The sequence below is a fragment of the Roseburia faecis genome (genome assembly GCF_001406815.1).
GTDB lineage: Bacteria > Bacillota > Clostridia > Lachnospirales > Lachnospiraceae > Roseburia > Roseburia faecis.
In genome coordinates this window covers 18,958-39,191 of record NZ_CVRR01000010.1, presented here as the reverse complement: position 1 = coordinate 39,191, position 20,234 = coordinate 18,958, and the positions used below count along the sequence as shown (strand labels likewise).

The following is a 20,234-nucleotide window of genomic DNA, read 5'->3' as shown; positions in this document are numbered from 1 at the left end:
ACTCGAATTATATAATATAGGAATCCATAGGAGGAATTTTAACATGAACAAAGCAGAGTTAGTTGCAGCAGTAGCTGAGAAGGCAGAGATTTCAAAGAAAGACGCTGAAGCAGCAGTTAAGGCATTCACAGATGTTGTTGCTGAGGAGCTGAAGAAGGGTGAGAAGATCCAGTTAGTTGGATTCGGTACTTTCGAGGTTTCTGAGAGAGCAGCAAGAGTTGGAAGAAACCCACAGACAAAGCAGGAAATCACAATCCCAGCTTCTAAGGCACCGAAGTTTAAAGCAGGTAAGGCTTTAAAGGATTCCCTGAACTAATTCTGGTGGAATATGTGGGAGAGCGTCATTGGACGCTCTCTTTTCTGTTATAAGGAGAAATAATATGAGATTAGATAAATTTTTAAAAGTATCACGCCTGATCAAGCGAAGAACGGTCGCCAATGAAGCCTGTGATGCAGGACGTGTTATGGTAAACGGAAAACCTGCCAAGGCATCCACCAATGTAAAAGTCGGAGACGAAATAGAAATTCTGTTTGGACAGAAATCCGTAAAAGTGCGTGTTACGGATATTCAGGATACGACCAAAAAAGAACAGGCGAAAGATCTGTTTGAATACATATCCTAGAAGTGTGGCGCATACTCTTTAACAGGAGGGCGCTTGTATGGAAGAAAGAGGACAGTCAAACAGCACAGGGCAGCATAAGCTGATCCTGCAGAACCGGAAAAGCGGAAGTTTTACCGGTGTAACGGATGTTGTAAATTTTGATGCAAATGAGATTATCCTTGACACAGAACTCGGACGGTTGACGATTAAGGGAAAAGAACTTCACGTAAACCGGCTGGACCTGCAGAAAAAAGAAGTGGAAATTGATGGAACCGTGGATATGCTTCAATATTCCGGAACACCTGGCCGGGGTGTCTTTGGAAAGTGGTTCGGTTAAGTGGAAGAGGGCAGGATTTTTGTACATTTTTTTCTGTTTGGGATGATAGCATTTGCGGCATATGACGGAATCCGTGTAGTTCGTAGAATTTTTCCGCATGGGATCTTTATGATTTCCTTAGAGGATCTGGTATACTGGCTGGTCATTTCGCTTTGTTTTTTTCTGCATCTTTGTCAGGTAAATAATGGAAAAATCCGGGGCTATGTACTCCTGGGAAGCCTTCTGGGAGCGTGGATTTATTACAGTTTCTGCAGTCGGTTTGTTATGCGGTATCTGACGGAAAAGATTCATTATCTGAAAAAGAGGTTGAAAAAGTTCCGGGAAATGACTACAATAAAGTTAAATAAGCTTCGTAAAAGAAAGAAGCCTGAAGAATCGGAGAAAGAACATGAGAAAAACTAAAAGGCGTCGCCGTGGAAGCGGTACTGCAGGAATCATGATCATTGTGCTTGCATTTTTGGTTGTCATGACGGTTCAGATCTGCAGGATACGTTCAAAAGATGCGGAATATGCGGCAAAAGAAAAAGAATTACAACAGCAGTATGAGGAAGAAAACGAGAGATCTACGGAGATAGATGATCTTGAGACGTATATGAAATCCTCACAATATATTGAAGATGTGGCAAAAAGCAAGCTTGGACTGACTTATAAGAATGAAATCATCTTCAAGGAAAAGAAGTAGAAAAGAAGAATCTGTCTGAACAGGTTCTTCTTTTTCTTTAATGCATTGATGGAAGATTTGAGCGAAAACTTTTTTGAAAACCACAGAAAATCTGACAGAATATGCGTCATTGTCTGTGTATACTTGTCCCTCGAAAACAATTTTTTGGAGGTGTATCATGCGTACAGGACAATGGAAAACAATGGGGATAGGATCGCTGATCGGAAAAATGATCTATGCAGTATTCGGGCTGGCGGCAAGTATGTTATGTATCATGGGATATTATCCGGTGGTGCCGGCATTTTACACGGCATGCTGTCTGGATAAAAAGAGAAATTTTCTGCTATACATAGGACTGGTTGTGGGAATGGGCTGGTGCATGCCGGTGGCTGCGATTGTAAAATATCTGTTTATTCTTTTTGTACTGGGAATCGCAATCCGGTTTTATATATGGGCAAACAGGCGCTGCAGCGGATGGACGGCAGGAATGATTGCGGGAATTACCACGATCGCGATGAATACATCGGGACTTCTGATTCTGAATATGGAGAAAAAGGCATTGATCCTTGGCATCAGCGAAGGTGTGATCGTGTTTGCACTGGCAGTATTGTTCCATTATGGAATCGGAATGGGCAGTCAGATTTTCCGGGAGAGACATAAGAACCGGGTGGAAGAGGAAGGCGTGGAAACGATGGTTGGAATGGACCCTCAGGGGCGGATTCATGCATTTGCAGAGGCAGTTGACGAGCTTTCCGTGGCATTTGCCGCGATGGACGGCAGGCAAAAGCCAAAACAGCAGGATCATCTGGATATTCTTGCCCAGGAGATTACCGGAAAGTTGTGTGCGGACTGCGATGGATGTGTCGTGTGTTTAGAGCAGCAGAAACCGGATTTCTGGATAAAAATCCGCCGGATGCTGCAGGCAGTTGCACAACACAGTACCAAAGAAGAAATTTTAAGTCAGAATTTTATGGAAGAGTGTCCGCGTTATTCCGGGATGGTGGAAGAGGCAATCTGGGCTTTTTCCCGTATGGAACTCAATGAGGCATGGTATCACCGCCTGCAGGAGAACCGCAAGGTAATCGCGGATCAGCTGGATGCGATGGCGGATGCTTTGCAGGACTGGGATCAGGGAATCCGGTGTATGGACCGGACAGAGCGTGTTCTGCTGGCAAAAATTGCGTTTGAGACAAGGGAACGGGGATTGGATGTAAAACAGATACATGTTTATGAGGACAAAGAAAAGCGGCGCATGGTGACCGCTTTGGTGGCAAGTAAGTGGGGAGGCGGAATTCCTGTTAAAAATTATCGAAAAGCGCTCGAGCGTGCTTCAGGCATGGCGGTCCGGCTGAAAGAGGATACCAGATCCATACTGACACAGGAACCGGTTATGATTACAGCGTATGAAGATACCTGCTTTTATGCATTATCCGGGGTTGCCTCGGAAAAAGAAGAGGGATCGAGTGTCAGTGGAGATAACTTTTCTCTGTTTTCGATGGAAAATGGGCATTATCATGTATGTGTCTCCGATGGTATGGGAAGCGGACCGTCTGCATTCCGGGAGAGCGATATGGTGGTAGAGCTGATGCAGAAATTTATGGAAGCAGGATTTCCTCAGGAGACGGCTATCCGCATGATGAATTCGGCAATGGTTCTGCAGGGAGATCGTGAGTCTTACTCTACACTGGATTTCATGGATCTGGATCTGTACAGTGGGCAGATGACGATTACCAAAATCGGTGCAGCAGCATCTTTTCTGAAACATAAAGACCGGGTGGAGTGCCTGCGGGCGTCCACACTTCCGGCGGGAGTCGATGCGTCCTGTACCGGGGATGTCATCCACAGAAAGCTCACACATGGGGATTTCCTTGTCATGGTTACGGATGGTGTGTTAGAATATCTACATGTGAAAAATCCGGAAGAAAAGCTCGCGGAAATGATAAAAGAGATAAAAACAGAGAACGCAGGTACTTTTGCTGAAAAGCTGATGGAACATGTGATGCTTTTTACAGGAGGACATGCACCGGATGATATGACAATAGTGGTAAGCGGAATCTGGGAGAAATAATGATCGTACAGGTAGAAAAATTTATGAGAAAGTGGAATATGGTGCCGAAGGGAGGCAGGGTACTCGTTGGAGTGTCCGGCGGTGCGGACTCTGTCTGTCTGTGCCTGATTCTGTATGAACTTTCCACGAAAATGAATTTTTCACTTGAGGTTATCCACGTGGAGCATGGAATTCGTGGAGAAGAGAGTAAAAATGATGCGGTGTTTGTGGAACAGCTCTGTAAACAACGGGGGATTGTCTGTCATATCCGGAATGTTGATGTTCCACGTTATGCCAAAATACATCATCTGGGAGAAGAAGAGGCGGCACGAATTCTGCGATATCAGGTGTTTGCGGATGCGGCCGGGCAGGACAGAAACGTCCGGATCGCACTGGCGCATCATATGGAAGACAATGCGGAGACCATGCTGTTTCAGCTGATCCGGGGAAGCGGACTGGATGGACTGTGCGGGATGCGTCCACAGCGGACAGGAACAAACGGGGAAATCTATATCCGTCCCTTTTTGCAGTGCAGCAGGGAACAGATCGAACAATTTCTGGAGGAGCGGGGGCAGGGATATTGTACGGACAGTACCAATGCCAACGAGTCCTACAGCAGAAACCGGATGCGAAAGAGGGTGCTTCCGGAACTGATAAGGATGAATCCGCAGGCGGTACAGCATATGCAGACGGCGATGGAACAGCTGCAGCAGGTAAGAGATTATCTGGAAGAAGAGACGGTTTCCCTGGAGAAAAAATTTATTTCCGGGGAGAGGAAAAATGTGAAACTGGATACGGACGGGCTGGCAGAGCTTTCGCAGGCTGTCCGGATGCGGCTGATCCGCAAAGCTGTCTGGAAAGCTGCCGGGGCATGCAAAGATATTACGGCGGCACATTTGCAGGCAGTGGCGGACCTTCTGGAAAAACAGACCGGAAGATATGTAAAACTGCCCTATGGGCTGACCGCCACAAGAGTTTACAATGTGATCGAAATCATGGGAAAAAGAAAGGAAACGGAAAAGATCTGTCTGCCGATAGATACGGACCGGCTGCCGGAAAACCTGCTGGCCGGTGAATGGAAATTTTCGTTTAAAAAGTTTCTGTATGATGGGAATACCGATAAAATTCCACGAAAAATGTATACGAAATGGTTTGATTATGATAAGATAAAAGATAGTTTAGCTATACGTAACCGCCGAAAAGGAGACTATTTTGTGCTGGATGCGGCAGGACATCACAAGAAGCTGGAGGATTATTTCGTCAATGAAAAGATTCCGGCATCGCATAGAGATGAGCAGCTGCTTCTGGCCGGGGAGGATGAAATCTTCTGGATTGTCGGAGGGCGTATGGCATATGGCACAGGGATTTCCGATGCAACCCGATGGGTGTTGGAGATCACTGCCAGTAATAGCAGCCATTGAAGGAGGATAAGAGGATGGATTACAGTAAGAAACATGAGATATCGGTATATCTGACCGAGGAACAGTTAAATCAGCGGATTGCAGAGATCGGTGCACAGATCACGGAACGTTTCAAAGGCGAGTCGGTTTATCTGGTCTGTATCCTGAAAGGATCTATCTTTTTCACAACAGAACTTGCAAAGCGGATTGCGCTGCCAATGACGATCGATTTTATATCAGCATCCAGTTATGGAGCACAGACCCATTCTTCCGGTGTCGTAAATATCAAGAAGGATCTTGAACAGTCGATTGAAGGAGAGAACGTGATCGTTGTGGAAGATATTGTGGATTCCGGAAATACATTAAGCCGGCTGATGCAGCTGTTTGAGAGTCGTAATCCAAAAACTCTTACGATCTGTACGCTGCTGGATAAACCGGATCGCCGGGTGGTAGAAAACCTGCAGGTGGATTATACCGGATTTGTGATACCGGATAAGTTCGTAGTCGGATTTGGTCTTGATTACGATCAGAGATACCGTAATCTTCCGTATATTGGATTCGTGGAAGATGCGGATTAAAAAAAGGAGAGTAGTACATTGAATACAAAGAACAGACCCCGATTTGGAGGATTTGGTGTCTATGCGATGCTGATCCTGCTTGTGATTATTTTGTGGTATACATTTACCAACAACAGTACAACCAGTGATTTCACACAGAATAATCTCTGGAAAGCCATCAGTGAGGAAAAGGTTGTCAGTATCCGGGTAGAGCAGAACCGTGAAGTACCGACCGGTTATCTGAATATCAAACTGAAAGATGGTTCTACGGAACGGATGTATACCTCAGATGTGAACGAGATCCAGAAAGAATTAAAAGAAAAGGATTTTACCCAGTTTGTTGTGGATGATGTGCCGTCAGAGAGCTGGATTATGACACTTCTGCCATATCTTCTTATTTTTGGTGCTATCTTCATTCTGTTTATGATTATGAGCAACAATGCGGCAGCAAACAACAGCGGCGGTAAAATGATGAATTTTGGAAAAAGCCGTGCAAAGCTTTCCACCGAGGAAGATAACCATATGACATTTGAGAATGTCGCCGGTCTGAAAGAAGAAAAAGAAGAACTTGAGGAACTGGTGGACTTTCTGCGTGCACCAAAGAAGTATACAAACCTTGGTGCACGTATTCCGAAAGGTGTGCTCTTAGTCGGACCTCCGGGAACCGGTAAGACACTTCTGGCAAAAGCCGTTGCAGGCGAGGCCGGAGTACCGTTCTTTAGTATTTCCGGTTCCGATTTCGTAGAAATGTTTGTCGGTGTCGGAGCTTCGCGTGTCCGTGATCTGTTTGAGGATGCCAAGAAAAATGCACCGTGTATCGTATTTATCGATGAGATTGATGCTGTGGCCAGACGCCGTGGTACAGGTATGGGAGGCGGTCATGATGAGCGCGAACAGACCTTAAACCAGATGCTTGTTGAGATGGATGGATTTGGTGTTAATCAGGGAATTATCGTGATGGCAGCAACCAACCGTGTGGATATTCTTGATCCGGCGATCATGCGTCCGGGACGTTTTGACCGAAAGATTGTAGTCGGAAGACCGGATGTGGCAGGCCGTGAAGAAATTCTTCAGGTTCATGCAAAGAACAAGCCGCTGGGAGATGACGTTGATTTAAAACAGATCGCACAGACGACTGCGGGATTTACAGGAGCAGATCTGGAGAATCTGCTGAATGAGGCTGCCATTCTTGCAGCAAAAGAAAGCCGGGCATATATTCAGCAGGCAGATATCCAGAAAGCATTCATCAAAGTGGGAATCGGTGCGGAGAAACACAGCCGCGTGATTTCCGAAAAAGAAAAGAAAATTACAGCATATCATGAATCCGGACATGCCCTTCTATTTCATCTTCTGCCGGATGTGGGACCGGTGCATACGGTATCCATTATCCCAACCGGTGCCGGGGCTGCGGGTTATACCATGCCGCTTCCGGAGAAGGATGAGATGTTTAACTCCAGGGGACGTATGCTGCAGGAGATCGTGGTAGATCTCGGAGGACGTGTTGCAGAGGAACTGGTATTTGATGATATTACCACAGGTGCCTCCCAGGATATCAAGCAGGCCACCAAGATGGCGCGGGATATGGTGACACGGTATGGAATGTCCGAGAATATCGGCCTGATCTGCTACAAAGATGATGACGATGAAGTATTTATCGGACGTGATCTGGCACATGCACACAGCTACAGTGAGGGAATTGCCTCTGCCATTGATGTGGAAGTAAAGCGTATCATTGATGAGTCTTATGAGAAGGCAAAAACAATCATTGCCGAGCATCGGGATGTGCTTGACCGCTGTGCAGCACTTCTTCTGGAGAAAGAAAAGATTACACGCGAAGAGTTTGAAGCATTATTTGAAGCATAAAAGATCTGGATGGTCAAAATGACAGAAAAAGGCTCTGCCGGGAAAAACTTTCCGGCAGAGCCTTTTTTCTGTATACATAGTGCACAAAAACGATGCCAAACTTTTGTGAAGTTTGTGCACACTTCTGTGTAGATCCATGGTACTATAATCACTGTAAAAACCCCCCAATACATTATATATAGTTTTTGCTATACCCCATAGTAAAAATACCTTCTCCTAAAAAGGCAGCGTTCGTAGCTGTCTTTTTTATTTATTTTTTCAACTCTTACAATGACAATTTTACTTCCCGGTTCGTGTGTTCATAATGGCGCAGTGTCACACCGGCGGCGCGCAGCATTTTTTTGGATGCGATCACACCCGGGGTAGAAGCGTATTTGTCACTGTCGTAAACAACTTCACGGATACCACACTGGATAATGGCTTTGGCACATTCATTGCATGGAAAGAGCGTAACATATATGGTTGATCCTTCCAGGCTTCCGCCCCGGTAGTTGAGAATGGCATTCAATTCACTGTGGGTAGAGTAAAAGTATTTGTTGTCATCGCCTTCGCGTACCCATGGGAAATCATCATCGGAACATCCGGTTGGAAATCCATTATATCCCATGGAAAGAATTTTGTGTTTGTCACTGACAATACAGGCTCCAACCTGTGTGTTTGGATCTTTGGAACGCATACCGGAGAGCATGGCAACGCCCATGAAGTATTCGTCCCAGCTGATGTAGTCCTGTCGTTTTGTGCTCATATGTGTTAGCCTCCTTTGCAGTTTCTGTAAAATAACGAGAGGGGCAATAAGTCAATCCTGACTTTTGCCCCCTGGATATTGTAATATCTGATTATTTGGTTCCAAAGATACGATCACCGGCATCTCCCAGACCCGGAACAATATATTTATGTTCATTTAAATGATCATCAAGTGCTCCGATGTAAAGATCAACATCCGGGTGAGCATCGGTAAGTGCTTTTACACCTTCCGGTGCAGCAATGATGCACATAAAACGAATGCTTTTTACACCCTTGTCTTTCAGCATCTGGATTGCTGCGATGGCTGATCCGCCGGTAGCCAACATCGGATCTACGACAAATACTTCGCGGTTGGCACAGTCTGCCGGAAGTTTGCAGTAATATTCCACTGGTTTTGCTGTCTCAGGATCACGGTAGAGACCGATATGTCCGACTTTTGCAGCAGGAATCATTTCCAGCATACCGTCTACCATGCCAAGTCCGGCACGCAGAATCGGTACCACTGCCAGTTTTTTTCCTTTTAATTCTTTTACGGTCGTCTTACAGATCGGAGTTTCGATCTCCACATCCTGTAACTCAAGATCACGGGTTGCCTCGTAACACTCAAACATTGCAACTTCGCCTGCAAGTGTACGGAAATCCTTAGAGCCGGTCTCGGTTCTTCTCATTAATCCGATCTTGTGCTGGATCAGCGGGTGATCCATAACGACTACTTTTCCCATAAATTTATTCTCCTTCTTCTTCGTTAAGTTTTTTCACAAGTTTTTTGATTGATTTGCGCAGGGTTTCATAGCATAATCCGTAGGCGGGCAAAGCACCTCCGTATGGATCTAATATTTCCAGTTCGTCCCCGACATATTTGGTAAGAACCTGTATATTTTCCGGAACAGCATTTTCAAACTGCTCTAAAATGCGCTCCCGGTGAATTTCTTCCATGGTAATGACAAGAGCATCTTCTGTCAGATCTTCTTCCGTCAGCTGCTGGGAAACATAATTTTCCATATTGATACCGTTGCTGATTAAGACAGCTTCGGCTTTTTGATTCATTGGTTCCTGAAATTGTACAACAAGTCCACGGGATAAGATCTCCAGCGGATGACGCAAGGTAAAATCTCCCATGATACCGGCTGCCATTGCCTCGCGACAGGTTCCTGTCTGGGCAACAAAAATCAGTTTGTTATACTCCATATAATTACTCCTAATCGCAATGTATTACGGTATGACCGGCCGCTTTGAGCAGACGGTTCATAATGGCCTGTCCGATGCGAGGGGTCTGAAAGCTTTCTGAATAAATGGCATCTACATGCAATTCATCACACTCACGCAAAATTTTGTACAGATGCTGTGCAATGGCGTCTTCGTTGGAACGGCTGCCCATGGAAAGAATGACATCTGCATGATAGGAAGAACGGGTTTCTTCCGTAGCAATGACAGCTACCTTTTTTCCATTCTCCTGTTTTTCATGTACCAGAGCATTGATTCTGGAGATGACCGCGGCGGATGATCCGTCTACGATTACCATATCGGCTTTTGGGGCATAATGTTTGTATTTCATACCCGGAGCTTTCGGTTTGCGTGTGTCATCTGCAGCAATAATGCCCGGATCAATGATAACCTCTTCGCCAAGCACCTTGGAAAGCATCTGCGGCGTAATGTAGCCGGGACGCAGTACCATAGGTTTTGATTCGGTCAGATCAATGATGGTAGATTCAATGCCGATACCGACCGGGCCGCCATCTAAAATCATGGCAATCCGACCGGATAAATCCTCTGCAACATGAGAAGCTTCTGTCGGACTCGGACGACCGGATGTGTTGGCACTTGGCGCAGCGATCAGACATCCGCTTTTGCGTATCAGATCAAGTGCAACCGGGTGATTCGGCATCCGTACAGCGACAGTATCCATTCCTCCGGTTGTTGCCATCGGAACGGCATCGCTTTTCCAGACGATCATCGTCAGGGGACCCGGCCAGAAAGCACCGGCCAATTTGCGGGCAGCCTCCGGAACTTCACGTGCAACACGTTCCATATCGGAAAAGTCCGCAATGTGCACGATCAGGGGGTTGTCCGAAGGACGTCCTTTTGCTGCATAGATTTTGCGGGCAGCTTCCGGATGCAGGGCATCTCCGCCAAGACCGTATACCGTTTCTGTCGGAAAAGCGACCAGTTCACCCTCTGCGATCAGACGTCCGGCCTCTTCCATAATTGTTTCGTCAATCTGTTCGGGATTGACACGTTCTATTTTTGTATTCATCATATTCACACTTTGCTTTCCGCTTTATATCCCGTCTATTATAGTCCATAGGCTCTGGGATTGTCAATCGGATTAGCTGGCTGCTAAAGAAAATGATTGGTAAAAATGATAAAATATTCTAAAAACTATGGAATTTTATAGACAAAACGACGAATAATGAGGTATAATACATCCATCGGGACGGAGGAAGGCTATGAAAAAAGACAACAGATCCGTGATACAGACATTAACATTCATTTTTCAGTTTGGAATCAGTATGCTGGTGCCGATTTTTTTATGCAGTATACTGGGAGTGTGGCTGGGAAATCTGACAGGGATTAACTGGTTAATGATTCCGTTTTTCTTTATGGGAGCTTTGGCAGGGTTTACGAATATTTATAAGACAGTAAGGAAACTATACAGGCAGGAGGAAAAGAAAGAAAACCATGTTAAAAAGGATTAACGAAGCATTACCGGGGCTGGTCGTCTCAATTTTATTATATGGGGTGATTGTAGAACTGATCGGGGTATGGTTTGTAAAGGACAGGATTGCATATTCCATCGGGGTATGGTTTGGCATTGCAATTGCCGTGGGGATGGCAATCAATCTTGCAACTGTGATCTTTGATTCTGTTACGATGGGGGACACCGCACATGCGACGCGAAGAATTGTCACAAAATCAATTCTTCGTTATGTAGTAGTGGTGATTTTGTTCGTGTTATTTGGGTATTTTCAATGGGGAAACCTGATTGCGGCTTTTCTTGGGCTGCTTGGTTTAAAAATTGGAGCATATCTTCAGCCTTTATGGGAGAAAGTAAAAGGAAGGAGGTGATTATATGAATGAGGGGATTTTACTGGCGTCGGATATCGACTTTATGATTCATGGAATTTTTAAAGTAAAAGTATTTGGTCAGGAAGTCTGGATCACCGACAGCCACGCATGTATTTTGATTGTTATGGCAGTAATGGTTATTTTTGCTGTGATTGCCAATCGCAAGTTAAAGCATGCCACCGAAAAACCGGATACTTTTCAGAATATAATCGAGCTGATTGTAGAAAAATTAGACGGAATGGTGGATTCCACCATGGGAAAGTGGGCACCCAGATTCGTCAACTATATCAGCACGATTTTTATTTTTATACTGATGAGTAACATATCTGGATTGTTTGGTCTGCGCCCGCCGACGGCAGATTACGGAACCACGCTTGCACTTGCACTGATCACATTTTTCATGATCCGTTTCAACAAGGCAAAACACCAGAGTCTGAAAGAAATATGGACAGGTATGTGTTCACCGCTTCCGCCATGGCTTCCACTCTGGGCGCCGATCAACATTATCAGTGAGATTGCAATACCGATCTCATTGTCGCTGCGTCTGTTTGCAAATGTGTTGTCAGGAACCGTAATCATGGCACTGGTATACGGTTTGCTTGGGGTAATTGCAACGGCATGGCCGGCAGCACTGCACGTATATTTTGATCTGTTTTCCGGAGCAATCCAGACGTATGTGTTCTGTATGCTCACAATGACTTATGTGTCACAGGCGTGTGGAGAAGATTGAAATGCATCCTCAAGATGCATTTCCTACGCAAATCGCTTCCGCGTAAGCGGAACTCTCATGCGATTTGCTCCTTGTATCAAAACAAGTATTTAATTTAAGGAGGATTTTACTATGAATATTTCAGGACAGGATTTAATCAGAGCATGTTCGGCTATCGGTGCAGGACTTGCAGTTATTGCAGGTATCGGACCTGGTATTGGACAGGGTATCGCAGCCGGACACGGCGCAGCAGCCGTGGGACGTAATCCGGGAGCAAGGGGACAGATTATGTCCACCATGCTGTTAGGTCAGGCAGTTGCAGAGACGACAGGTCTGTATGGTCTTGTTGTCGCACTGCTTTTACTTTTTGTACATCCGCTTGGATAAAGGAGGGGCAAACGAGTGTTAGCTGCACAGGAATTTTTATTTGATTTAAATCCACAGCTGCTCTTTGATGCTGCCCTGCTGGCAATTGCAGTATTTTTCCTTTATATGCTGATGTCATATCTGCTGTTTAATCCCGCACGGAAACTTTTAAAAGACCGTCAGGATCACATTTCATCGGAACTGGATGAGGCCAGCGCCGACAAAGAAAAAGCAGCAGCGCTGAAAGCGGAGTATGAGGCAAAGTTAAAAGAAATTGACAAGGAAGCGGAAACGATTCTGGCAGATGCCAGACAAAAGGCGTTAAAGAACCAGAACCGCATTGTCAATGAGGCAAAGGAAGAAGCTGCACGCATTGTAAAACATGCACAGGAGGAGGCACTTCTGGAAAAGAAGCATGCCATGAATGATATGAAACAGGAAATGATCACTGTGGCATCCCTGATGGCACAGAAAGTTGTGGCATCTTCCATTACCGCAGAGATTCAGAGCACACTTGTGGATGAAACATTAAAAGAAATGGGTGAATCGACATGGCAAAATTAGTATCCAAAACATATGGGGATGCTTTGTTTGCGCTGGCGGTTGAAGAACATATGGTGGATCAATTATATGAAGAGGCGCAGGCTGTTGCACAGATTCTGCGTGAAAATACAGAACTGACCCGCCTGATGAATCATCCCAAAATCGAAAAAGAAGAAAAAGTCAGACTGATCGAGGATATTTTCAAAGGACGTATCGGTGATGAACTGGTGGGACTGCTTCGGATGCTTGTACAAAAAGGGCATTATAAGGAGACAGATCAGGTATTCACTTATTTTATTGACCGTGTCAAAGAGTATAAAAAAATAGGTACTGCCTATGTGACGTCAGCAATGGAACTGACACCGCAACAGAAACAGGCGGTGGAACAAAAGCTGCTCGACACGACAAAGTACGTTCAGTTTGAGATGCATTATACCACGGACCCCGCACTGATCGGAGGCATGGTCATCCGGGTCCGGGACCGTGTTGTGGACGGCAGTGTCCGGACCAGACTGGAACATCTGACAAGAGACTTAGAACGTATACAATTGAAAGTAGGTGAGTGCGCTCCATGAATTTAAAACCAGAAGAAATCAGTTCTGTCATTAAGGAGCAGATCAAAAGATATGCTTCCCAGCTGGAAGTGGCAGATGTGGGAACCGTCATTCAGGTGGCGGACGGCATTGCACGTATCCATGGACTGGAAAATGCGATGCAGGGAGAATTGTTAGAATTTCCGGGAGAGGTATACGGTATGGTACTGAACCTGGAGGAAGATAATGTCGGTGCGGTACTTCTCGGAAGTCAGCACAATATCAATGAGGGAGATACGGTTAAAACAACCGGACGTGTGGTAGAAGTGCCGGTAGGAAATGCACTGCTCGGACGTGTTGTGAATGCGCTCGGACAGCCGATTGACGGAAAGGGACCGATCACAACGGATAAATACCGTCCGGTAGAACGTGTGGCATCCGGTGTCATTTCCAGAAAGGGAGTGGATACACCACTGCAGACCGGTATCAAAGCCATTGATTCCATGGTGCCGATCGGAAGAGGACAGCGAGAACTGATCATCGGAGATCGTCAGACCGGAAAGACCGCGATTGCAATTGACACGGTTATTAATCAGAAAGGGCAGGGGGTAAAGTGTATTTATGTGGCAATCGGCCAGAAAGCTTCTACCGTTGCCAATATTGTCCAGACACTCGAAGAGTATGGAGCTTTCAGTTATACAACCGTTGTTGCGGCTACGGCAAGTGAACTTGCGCCTTTGCAGTATCTTGCTCCGTATTCCGGCTGTGCAATCGGCGAAGAGTGGATGGAGAATGGCGAAGATGTACTTGTTATCTACGATGATTTGAGCAAACATGCCATGGCATACCGGACCCTGTCGCTGCTGTTAAAGCGTGCACCGGGCCGTGAGGCTTATCCGGGTGATGTCTTTTACCTGCATTCACGTCTGCTTGAGCGTGCGGCACGTCTGTCGGACAAACTGGGAGGAGGTTCCCTGACGGCATTACCGATCATTGAAACGCAGGCGGGAGATGTATCTGCATATATTCCGACCAATGTGATTTCTATCACAGATGGGCAGATTTATCTGGAGACGGAGATGTTTAATGCCGGTTTCCGCCCGGCAATCAATGCAGGACTTTCCGTTTCCCGTGTAGGAGGAGCCGCACAGATCAAGGCTATGAAAAAGATTGCGGCGCCTATCCGTACAGAACTGGCACAGTACCGGGAACTGGCTGCATTTGCACAGTTCGGTTCCGAACTGGATGCAGACACGAGCGAGAAACTGGCACAGGGAGAACGATTAAAAGAAATCTTAAAACAGCCGCAGTATCAGCCGATGCCGGTTGCAAAACAGATCGTTATCATCTATGCGGCAGTGAAAAAGTACCTGATGGATATTCCGGTAGAGGAAATTCTGCATTTTCAGAATGCGTTACTCGAACTTATTGATACCAGATATCCGGAGATTACCGGAAAGATTACAGAGACGCAGGTGATCGATGAGGAGACGGAACAGAAACTGATAGCAGCTATTCAGGAAACGAAAAAAGAATACCTGGCGTGAGGGTATGATAACAGGGGGTGATAACACATGGCGTCTATGAGGGATATAAAAAGACGAAAAGGAAGTATCCAGAGCACACAGCAGATTACCAAAGCCATGAAACTTGTTTCTACCGTAAAACTCCAGAAAGCCAAAGGGCGGGCAGAACAGACAGATCCCTATTTTCAGTATATGTACCGGACGGTAAGTTCCATTTTAGCACACAGCGGCAATATGGATCATCCATACTTAAGAAGCGGGGAATCCAAAAAGAAAGCGATCGTTGTACTGACTTCGAATCGTGGACTTGCAGGAGGATATAATGCGAATGTGGTGAAACTGATCACAGAAAGTGATGATGTTGCCAAAGAGGATGTCGTGATCTATGCAGTTGGCAGAAAAGGAATTGAGATACTGGAGCGAAAAGGATATCACATCGAGGTAGATGCCTCGAAAATTATGGAAAATCCGACATATCCGGATGCCGCAGCACTCTGTAAGAGAGTGCTCGACGATTTCGCGGAAGGGAAAATAGGAGAGATCTATCTGGCATATACGCATTTTAAAAATACCGTTAGTCAGGAAGCGCAGCTGATCCGCATGCTTCCGGTGGAAGTAAGTGAACCTTCGGAGGAAAAGTCTTCCAGAGAAATTCTTATGAATTATGAGCCAAACGAACAGGAGGCTCTGAATCAGATTATTCCAAAATATGTGACAAGTCTGTTTTATGGGGCACTGGTAGAAGCCGTGGCAAGTGAAAACGGTGCCCGCATGCAGGCTATGGATTCCGCAACAAGCAATGCGGAAGAGATGATAGAGGATCTTTCCTTAAAATATAACCGTGCAAGACAGGGATCTATCACACAGGAATTGACGGAAATTATTGCGGGAGCAAATGCGATAGAGTGACGTAATAAAGGAGAAGAAACATGGAAAATAAAGGAGCAATAGGAAAGATCACGCAGGTGATCAGTGCCGTGCTCGATATCAAATTTCCGGAAGGACATCTTCCGGAGATCAATGATGCAATCCGTATTCCTTTAAAAAAGGGCGGAGAACTGATCGTTGAAGTAGCACAGCATCTGGGGGATGATACCGTGCGTTGTATTGCACTCGGACCGACGGACGGACTTGTCCGCGGTATGGATGCTATAGCGACGGGAGGACCGATTTCGGTACCGGTAGGAGAAAAAACACTTGGCCGTTTGTTTAATGTGCTGGGAGAGCCAATCGATGAAATTGCACCTCCGCAGACCAAGGAGCACTGGCCGATTCATCGGAAGGCACCTTCGTTTGAGGAACAGGCAACTTCCCAGGAAATGTTAGAGACAGGAATTAAAGTTGTCGATCTGCTCTGCCCGTATCAGAAAGGTGGAAAAATCGGATTGTTTGGAGGAGCCGGTGTAGGAAAAACCGTGCTGATCCAGGAACTGATCCACAACATTGCTACAGAGCATGGTGGATATTCGGTATTTACCGGAGTCGGAGAGCGTACCCGTGAGGGAAACGATCTGTATTATGAAATGAAAGAGTCGGGAGTTATCGATAAGACAACCATGGTGTTCGGACAGATGAACGAACCGCCAGGGGCACGTATGCGTGTAGCACTTACCGGACTTACGATGGCAGAATATTTCCGTGATAAAGGCGGAAAAGATGTTCTGTTATTTATTGATAATATTTTCCGTTTTACACAGGCAGGATCGGAAGTGTCTGCCCTGCTCGGACGTATGCCGTCCGCAGTAGGATATCAGCCGACCTTACAGACCGAGATGGGGGCACTACAGGAGCGGATTACATCCACAAAGAACGGATCTATCACTTCCGTACAGGCGGTATATGTGCCGGCCGACGATCTGACAGACCCGGCACCGGCCACAACGTTTGCACATCTGGATGCCACAACGGTACTGGATCGTTCCATCGTGGAACTTGGAATATATCCGGCTGTGGACCCGCTGGCTTCTACTTCGCGTATCCTTGACCCGAGAATTGTCGGGGAAGAACATTTTAAGGTTGCGCGTGGAGTACAGGAGATTTTGCAGAAATATAAAGAACTGCAGGATATCATCGCAATTCTCGGTATGGATGAATTGTCGGAGGATGATAAGCTTGTTGTCAGCCGGGCACGTAAAGTACAAAGATTCCTGTCGCAGCCGTTTTCCGTGGCAGTACAGTTTACCGGACTGGAAGGCAAATATGTTCCGGTGGAAGAGACCATCCGCGGATTCCGTGAAATTCTGGATGGAAAACTGGATGACGTGCCGGAAAGTTATTTCCTGAATGCCGGAACAATTGATGAGGTAAAGGCGGCATATGCAGGGTAATGTGTGTGCCGGCTGGAGGAAACAGAGATGGAAAAGACATTTGATGTAGAAATCATCACGCCGGACCGCGTTTTTTATAAGGGAACTGCGGATCTGCTGGAGTTTAATACGGAATCCGGCGAGATCGGTGTATATCGTGATCACATTCCACTTACAACGGTACTGGAACCGGGGCTTGTCACGATCCATCATGGGGATGAAGAACAGGTGGCAGCAGTGCATGCCGGATTTGCCGAGATTCTGGGAGATAAGGTAACACTTCTGGCAGAACTGGCAGAATGGCCGGAAGAGATTGATCTGGAGCGTGCGGAAGCCGCAAGAGAGCGAGCAGAGGAGCGGATTCACAACAGAAATGACAATCTGGATTTAAAGCGCGCGGAATTTGCATTGCATAAGGCTCTGATCCGTATTAATCTTGCAGAGTATCGATAAGTGAAAATGGAAATAAGAGGGAGGGTATTTCATGGGAATATCCTCCCTCTTTTATGGACTTTTACACCGGAGTTTGGTACAATCGTAGTAGTAAGTTTGTATACAAATGAGGAGATATTGTGTACCGGAAGTCGTGAAAAAGAACGGGTCTATGTAGGCGAATTCCCGGTTGCAGCAATAAATAGTTTGAGAAGGCGTATCGCATAATTTCTTTGGGAGGCGGGCGCCTTTTCGATGATGTGGATCAGTGTCATTGCATCTTTTTGTTGCCATTCCCGCTCTGTTTCAGAGATTTCTCCAAACATCATATAATCTAAATTCATATCTAACGATTTGGCAATCGCCAGCATGGTTTCCACAGACATACCACACATCCCGCGTTCAATATCGGAACAGTATTTTGTTGCCCGATTGATCCGCACCGCCAGTTCATCCTGTGAGAGTCCAAGTTGTATCCGCTTATGGCGAATCCGTTCGCCAACTGCAATTCTATCATAAGGTTCCCGTTTCTTATTCATTTCGTAATCCTCTGTATTCCCTAAAATTCCAAATCTTCTTATATAAAGATAGTATCAGTTATTAAAATATAATAAACACTTTTCAAACGTAAAATATAGGTGCGTTTATGACTTGAGTATTTGTGCGTTTACAAACGGAAAAACTTGGAAATTCGCCAATTTTCGCGTGTAAACGTACTGTGAAAGGATAAAGATATGAGGTAAAATATCTCTTGTTACAAACAAATATGATTATGAAATAATTATGGGCCATAAAAAATGCTGATTGATTTTCATACACATATTCTTCCGGGAATAGATGACGGAAGTCGAAACATAGAAATGTCACTGAACATGTTAGCAGCGCAGAGGGAGCAGCAGGTTGATGAAATCGTAGCAACTCCTCATTTTTATGCACAAAAAGATTCTGTGGAAGAATTTTTATTGCGCAGACAGTGCAGCTATGAAAAATTGAAAACGAAAATGGCAGAGACAAATCTGGATCAGAAGCTGCATCTGGCAGCGGAAGTTTATTACTTTCAGGGAATCGGAAGTGCTGGAATGATCCCGAAGCTTTGTGTGGAAGGAACACAGACACTTCTTCTGGAAATGCCGTTTGCCCAGTGGAATTCTGCCATTTATGCAGATGTGGAGAAACTGGTACGACACCAGAAACTGAAAGTTGTCCTTGCCCATATTGAGCGTTATTACGAATTCCAGAAGAAAAAAGAAATCTGGGATGCCGTCATGGAACTTCCGTTATACAAGCAGATGAATGCAGGCGTATTTCTGAACTGGAAAAAGAGGCATAAAGCGTTTCAGCTTGCAAAAGAAGCCACAACCATTATTCTTGGCAGTGATTGTCACAACATGGATACCCGGCATCCAAATCTTGCCGAGGGGCGCATCGTGCTAGCAAAGAGATTTGGCGAAGCGTTCCTCCAGAAAACGGATCGCCTGACCAGGGAGGTACTGCAGTGAGCGAAAAAAAGAAAACCATGCGTGCAGTTATAGAAATTATCATTGCCGTACTTGTAATCATTGCTGTATATTTTATCATCCGTGGGATGGATCGGCACGACGTGCGTATCCAGCAGGCAGCCACAGAAAATGAAACGCAGCGTGTCTGGAAAGAATTTCAAGAAAAAACCGTCTCGATCAAGCTACATAAAAAGACCTGGAAATTTGCCCATCCGGTTCAGACGTATCTCTTTATCGGAACCGACAAAAGCGGAAACGAAGATGCCGAAGGAGAAGAATATCATGGCTCGATGGCAGATGCACTGATGCTTGTTGTTGTGGATGAAGAAGAAAAAGCATATGGGATTTTGCAGCTGAACCGGGACACAATCACCGAAGTGCCAATGCTTCTGCAAGACGGAAGTGCCAATGCCAGTGCACAGATGCAGCTTTGTACGGCACACTGGTATGGAAAGGACAAGGCTGCAAGCTGTGACAATACGGTTGAGACCGTATCAAAAATGCTTGGCGGTCTGCCTATTGATGGATACTATGCATTGAAAATGGATGCAATGCCACTTCTGAATCATGAGGTGGGGGGAGTAACCGTTACACTGGAAGATGATATGACCAAGCTGGATCCGGCTATGCAAAAAGGGACAACGCTTACCTTGACAGACCGGCAGGCAGAACTGCTCATGCAGTCCCGGTATGCCATGGATGACGATCGCAATACGCAGCGTATGCGCCGCCAGCAGATCTTTTTAAATGCATTCATGAAAAAGATAAAAAAACAGAATGCGGGGGATGTCAATGCGACCGTGAAATTATACGACCGGCTGCGCCCGTATGCGACGACAGATATTAAGATGAATGATCTAACTGCCCTGTTAAAGGATATGCAGGGATATACAGACAAAGGAATTATCACAATCGACGGTACATCCAAAATTGGAGAAAAGCTGCACGATGGGAAAAAGCACTGGGAGTTTTATATGGATGAAGATTCACTGGAGACATCCATGAAACAACTGTATCCACTGGTGCAAGAGAAAGGAAAGTAA

26 protein-coding genes are annotated in these 20,234 nt (G+C 45.7%); 21 read left to right on the top strand and 5 right to left on the bottom strand.

Going from position 1 to position 20,234, the window contains the following annotated elements; translation table 11 throughout:
* The first annotated feature begins 43 nt into the window (after window positions 1-43).
* The 9 genes from M72_RS05190 to ftsH all read left to right on the top strand — a co-directional run bounded on the left by M72_RS05190 (window position 44) and on the right by ftsH (window position 7,467).
* The gene (locus tag M72_RS05190; protein WP_022045256.1) at window positions 44-316 is read left to right on the top strand and encodes an HU family DNA-binding protein; all 273 of its coding nucleotides are present in this window, start codon (window positions 44-46) and stop codon (window positions 314-316) included.
* 64 nt (window positions 317-380) lie between these two features.
* Window positions 381-623: an RNA-binding S4 domain-containing protein gene (locus M72_RS05185; protein ID WP_022045257.1), complete on the top strand. Its 243-nt coding sequence runs from the start codon at window positions 381-383 to the stop codon at window positions 621-623.
* Window positions 624-660: 37 nt separating this feature from the next.
* Complete coding sequence (gene yabP, locus M72_RS05180; protein WP_022045258.1) at window positions 661-939, top strand: sporulation protein YabP; 279 nt, start codon at window positions 661-663, stop codon at window positions 937-939.
* Window positions 940-1,341 (top strand): spore cortex biosynthesis protein YabQ, encoded by a 402-nt coding sequence (yabQ, locus tag M72_RS05175; protein WP_055067443.1) that lies wholly within the window; start codon window positions 940-942, stop codon window positions 1,339-1,341.
* Entirely contained in the window at window positions 1,328-1,621 is a 294-nt protein-coding gene (locus M72_RS05170; RefSeq protein WP_055067442.1) for an FtsB family cell division protein, read from the top strand. Before yabQ ends, M72_RS05170 begins: the two co-directional genes overlap by 14 nt.
* Window positions 1,622-1,778: 157 nt before the next feature.
* A complete protein-coding gene (locus M72_RS05165) occupies window positions 1,779-3,668 on the top strand; it encodes a SpoIIE family protein phosphatase (RefSeq protein ID WP_055067441.1) in 1,890 nt (629 codons plus the stop codon).
* Between the two features lie 23 nt (window positions 3,669-3,691).
* On the top strand, window positions 3,692-5,068 hold the full coding sequence (gene tilS / locus M72_RS05160) for a tRNA lysidine(34) synthetase TilS (protein ID WP_206541806.1): 1,377 nt from the start codon (window positions 3,692-3,694) through the stop codon (window positions 5,066-5,068).
* Between the two features lie 14 nt (window positions 5,069-5,082).
* On the top strand, window positions 5,083-5,625 hold the full coding sequence (gene hpt / locus M72_RS05155) for a hypoxanthine phosphoribosyltransferase (protein WP_022045263.1): 543 nt from the start codon (window positions 5,083-5,085) through the stop codon (window positions 5,623-5,625).
* Window positions 5,626-5,643: 18 nt separating this feature from the next.
* A complete protein-coding gene (gene ftsH, locus M72_RS05150) occupies window positions 5,644-7,467 on the top strand; it encodes an ATP-dependent zinc metalloprotease FtsH (RefSeq protein ID WP_330378146.1) in 1,824 nt (607 codons plus the stop codon).
* Between the two features lie 265 nt (window positions 7,468-7,732).
* Here ftsH and M72_RS05145 read toward each other — a convergent pair whose 3' ends face one another.
* From M72_RS05145 to M72_RS05130, 4 genes are all read right to left on the bottom strand, one after another.
* Window positions 7,733-8,212 (bottom strand): deoxycytidylate deaminase, encoded by a 480-nt coding sequence (locus M72_RS05145; protein ID WP_022045265.1) that lies wholly within the window; start codon window positions 8,210-8,212, stop codon window positions 7,733-7,735.
* Window positions 8,213-8,303: 91 nt separating this feature from the next.
* Window positions 8,304-8,933, bottom strand: a complete 630-nt coding sequence (gene upp, locus M72_RS05140; protein ID WP_022045266.1) for a uracil phosphoribosyltransferase — start codon at window positions 8,931-8,933, stop codon at window positions 8,304-8,306.
* A 4-nt stretch (window positions 8,934-8,937) separates the two neighbouring features.
* Window positions 8,938-9,399 carry an arsenate reductase/protein-tyrosine-phosphatase family protein gene (locus tag M72_RS05135; protein ID WP_022045267.1) on the bottom strand — a complete coding sequence of 154 codons (462 nt, stop codon included), beginning with the start codon at window positions 9,397-9,399 and terminating at the stop codon, window positions 8,938-8,940.
* A gap of 10 nt (window positions 9,400-9,409) precedes the next feature.
* A complete protein-coding gene (locus M72_RS05130; protein ID WP_055067469.1) occupies window positions 9,410-10,465 on the bottom strand; it encodes an L-threonylcarbamoyladenylate synthase in 1,056 nt (351 codons plus the stop codon).
* Between the two features lie 193 nt (window positions 10,466-10,658).
* Here M72_RS05130 and M72_RS05125 point away from each other — a divergent pair, with 193 nt between their 5' ends.
* From M72_RS05125 to atpC, 10 genes are all read left to right on the top strand, one after another.
* On the top strand, window positions 10,659-10,907 hold the full coding sequence (locus tag M72_RS05125; RefSeq protein WP_055067439.1) for an AtpZ/AtpI family protein: 249 nt from the start codon (window positions 10,659-10,661) through the stop codon (window positions 10,905-10,907).
* Complete coding sequence (locus M72_RS05120; RefSeq protein ID WP_055067438.1) at window positions 10,891-11,277, top strand: solute carrier family 23 protein; 387 nt, start codon at window positions 10,891-10,893, stop codon at window positions 11,275-11,277. The genes M72_RS05125 and M72_RS05120 overlap by 17 nt, the downstream gene beginning before the upstream one ends.
* Before the next feature lie 4 nt (window positions 11,278-11,281).
* Complete coding sequence (gene atpB, locus M72_RS05115; RefSeq protein ID WP_055067437.1) at window positions 11,282-12,007, top strand: F0F1 ATP synthase subunit A; 726 nt, start codon at window positions 11,282-11,284, stop codon at window positions 12,005-12,007.
* Window positions 12,008-12,118: 111 nt separating this feature from the next.
* On the top strand, window positions 12,119-12,373 hold the full coding sequence (gene atpE, locus M72_RS05110) for an ATP synthase F0 subunit C (protein ID WP_022045271.1): 255 nt from the start codon (window positions 12,119-12,121) through the stop codon (window positions 12,371-12,373).
* A 15-nt stretch (window positions 12,374-12,388) separates the two neighbouring features.
* Complete coding sequence (gene atpF, locus M72_RS05105; protein ID WP_055067436.1) at window positions 12,389-12,916, top strand: F0F1 ATP synthase subunit B; 528 nt, start codon at window positions 12,389-12,391, stop codon at window positions 12,914-12,916.
* Entirely contained in the window at window positions 12,904-13,470 is a 567-nt protein-coding gene (gene atpH / locus M72_RS05100) for an ATP synthase F1 subunit delta (RefSeq protein WP_055067435.1), read from the top strand. The genes atpF and atpH overlap by 13 nt, the downstream gene beginning before the upstream one ends.
* The gene (gene atpA, locus M72_RS05095) at window positions 13,467-14,975 is read left to right on the top strand and encodes a F0F1 ATP synthase subunit alpha (RefSeq protein ID WP_055067434.1); all 1,509 of its coding nucleotides are present in this window, start codon (window positions 13,467-13,469) and stop codon (window positions 14,973-14,975) included. Before atpH ends, atpA begins: the two co-directional genes overlap by 4 nt.
* 27 nt (window positions 14,976-15,002) lie before the next feature.
* Window positions 15,003-15,863 (top strand): ATP synthase F1 subunit gamma, encoded by an 861-nt coding sequence (atpG, locus tag M72_RS05090; protein ID WP_055067433.1) that lies wholly within the window; start codon window positions 15,003-15,005, stop codon window positions 15,861-15,863.
* Between the two features lie 20 nt (window positions 15,864-15,883).
* On the top strand, window positions 15,884-17,281 hold the full coding sequence (gene atpD / locus M72_RS05085) for a F0F1 ATP synthase subunit beta (RefSeq protein WP_022045276.1): 1,398 nt from the start codon (window positions 15,884-15,886) through the stop codon (window positions 17,279-17,281).
* Window positions 17,282-17,308: 27 nt separating this feature from the next.
* A complete protein-coding gene (gene atpC, locus M72_RS05080) occupies window positions 17,309-17,713 on the top strand; it encodes an ATP synthase F1 subunit epsilon (RefSeq protein ID WP_055067432.1) in 405 nt (134 codons plus the stop codon).
* 149 nt (window positions 17,714-17,862) lie between these two features.
* Here atpC and M72_RS05075 read toward each other — a convergent pair whose 3' ends face one another.
* Window positions 17,863-18,231, bottom strand: a complete 369-nt coding sequence (locus tag M72_RS05075) for a helix-turn-helix domain-containing protein (RefSeq protein WP_055067431.1) — start codon at window positions 18,229-18,231, stop codon at window positions 17,863-17,865.
* A 258-nt stretch (window positions 18,232-18,489) separates the two neighbouring features.
* On the opposite strand from M72_RS05075, the gene M72_RS05070 reads away from it, so the two are divergent.
* Together M72_RS05070 and M72_RS05065 are read left to right on the top strand one after the other, a co-directional pair.
* Window positions 18,490-19,191, top strand: a complete 702-nt coding sequence (locus M72_RS05070; protein WP_055067430.1) for a CpsB/CapC family capsule biosynthesis tyrosine phosphatase — start codon at window positions 18,490-18,492, stop codon at window positions 19,189-19,191.
* Window positions 19,188-20,234 carry an LCP family protein gene (locus M72_RS05065; RefSeq protein ID WP_055067429.1) on the top strand — a complete coding sequence of 349 codons (1,047 nt, stop codon included), beginning with the start codon at window positions 19,188-19,190 and terminating at the stop codon, window positions 20,232-20,234. Before M72_RS05070 ends, M72_RS05065 begins: the two co-directional genes overlap by 4 nt.

Excerpts from the sequence above, each read along its gene's own strand:
- M72_RS05165 (WP_055067441.1), top strand. The coding sequence starts at position 1,779 with ATGCGTACAGGACAATGGAAAACAATGGGGATAGGATCGCTGATCGGA.
- yabP (WP_022045258.1), top strand. The coding sequence starts at position 661 with ATGGAAGAAAGAGGACAGTCAAACAGCACAGGGCAGCATAAGCTGATC.
- atpE (WP_022045271.1), top strand. The coding sequence starts at position 12,119 with ATGAATATTTCAGGACAGGATTTAATCAGAGCATGTTCGGCTATCGGT.
- M72_RS05185 (WP_022045257.1), top strand. The coding sequence starts at position 381 with ATGAGATTAGATAAATTTTTAAAAGTATCACGCCTGATCAAGCGAAGA.
- atpG (WP_055067433.1), top strand. The coding sequence starts at position 15,003 with ATGGCGTCTATGAGGGATATAAAAAGACGAAAAGGAAGTATCCAGAGC.
- M72_RS05190 (WP_022045256.1), top strand. The coding sequence starts at position 44 with ATGAACAAAGCAGAGTTAGTTGCAGCAGTAGCTGAGAAGGCAGAGATT.
- tilS (WP_206541806.1), top strand. The coding sequence starts at position 3,692 with ATGAGAAAGTGGAATATGGTGCCGAAGGGAGGCAGGGTACTCGTTGGA.
- M72_RS05135 (WP_022045267.1), bottom strand. The coding sequence starts at position 9,399 with ATGGAGTATAACAAACTGATTTTTGTTGCCCAGACAGGAACCTGTCGC.
- atpD (WP_022045276.1), top strand. The coding sequence starts at position 15,884 with ATGGAAAATAAAGGAGCAATAGGAAAGATCACGCAGGTGATCAGTGCC.
- atpH (WP_055067435.1), top strand. The coding sequence starts at position 12,904 with ATGGCAAAATTAGTATCCAAAACATATGGGGATGCTTTGTTTGCGCTG.
- M72_RS05130 (WP_055067469.1), bottom strand. The coding sequence starts at position 10,465 with ATGAATACAAAAATAGAACGTGTCAATCCCGAACAGATTGACGAAACA.
- M72_RS05120 (WP_055067438.1), top strand. The coding sequence starts at position 10,891 with ATGTTAAAAAGGATTAACGAAGCATTACCGGGGCTGGTCGTCTCAATT.
- hpt (WP_022045263.1), top strand. The coding sequence starts at position 5,083 with ATGGATTACAGTAAGAAACATGAGATATCGGTATATCTGACCGAGGAA.
- atpC (WP_055067432.1), top strand. The coding sequence starts at position 17,309 with ATGGAAAAGACATTTGATGTAGAAATCATCACGCCGGACCGCGTTTTT.
- atpB (WP_055067437.1), top strand. The coding sequence starts at position 11,282 with ATGAATGAGGGGATTTTACTGGCGTCGGATATCGACTTTATGATTCAT.
- M72_RS05125 (WP_055067439.1), top strand. The coding sequence starts at position 10,659 with ATGAAAAAAGACAACAGATCCGTGATACAGACATTAACATTCATTTTT.
- upp (WP_022045266.1), bottom strand. The coding sequence starts at position 8,933 with ATGGGAAAAGTAGTCGTTATGGATCACCCGCTGATCCAGCACAAGATC.
- atpA (WP_055067434.1), top strand. The coding sequence starts at position 13,467 with ATGAATTTAAAACCAGAAGAAATCAGTTCTGTCATTAAGGAGCAGATC.
- M72_RS05170 (WP_055067442.1), top strand. The coding sequence starts at position 1,328 with ATGAGAAAAACTAAAAGGCGTCGCCGTGGAAGCGGTACTGCAGGAATC.
- M72_RS05145 (WP_022045265.1), bottom strand. The coding sequence starts at position 8,212 with ATGAGCACAAAACGACAGGACTACATCAGCTGGGACGAATACTTCATG.
- M72_RS05075 (WP_055067431.1), bottom strand. The coding sequence starts at position 18,231 with ATGAATAAGAAACGGGAACCTTATGATAGAATTGCAGTTGGCGAACGG.
- M72_RS05070 (WP_055067430.1), top strand. The coding sequence starts at position 18,490 with ATGCTGATTGATTTTCATACACATATTCTTCCGGGAATAGATGACGGA.